Origin of the sequence: Methanobacterium bryantii, from assembly GCF_002287175.1 — an archaeon.
GTDB classification, from domain to species: Archaea; Methanobacteriota; Methanobacteria; order Methanobacteriales; family Methanobacteriaceae; genus Methanobacterium_D; species Methanobacterium_D bryantii.
Map to the genome: position 1 here is coordinate 1 of NZ_LMVM01000021.1, position 521 is coordinate 521.

General features: G+C 35.5%; 1 pseudogene. It reads left to right on the forward strand.

Annotation, left to right across the window (positions count from 1 at the left end):
* Positions 1-149: 149 nt before the first annotated feature.
* Positions 150-521: pseudogene (locus ASJ80_RS08520) on the forward strand (hypothetical protein); the annotation flags it as partial.

The window sequence follows — 521 nt, forward strand, 5'->3', positions numbered from 1 at the left end:
ATTTGTACAATTGGTATTTTGTACTAATATTTTAAATGGAAAATGAAGGTGTTAGTAAAAAAAATAGAGGATAAAATTCAAAGGGGCGGATTAAATTGAGGAAATCGGTACTATTAGGCATTTTACTGTTGTTTTTTCTTTCTATAAACATGGTTAATGCTGAAAATCCTGTGTCAAGTTCGAACACGGGAATTCAAGACATTTATGTGTCTACTACCGGTAATGATTCTTCTAATACTGGGGCAAACGTGGATAGTCCTTATGCTACTATAGCAAAAGGGGTGTCAAATGCTAGTGACTCGCGTAATGCCACGATACATTTAAGTGAAGGGACATTCACTGGTACGGGGAATACTGAAGTTGTAATTAATAAGGCACACCAAAGTCAGGGCGGCAGCTTGACTATAGTGGGTGCAGGTTACAATAAAACGTTTATCGATGCAAACAGCATTGATTCTATATTTGATATAAAAGCTGATTCTATTGTTAAACTTCTAAACCTCACATTGATCAATGGAAAA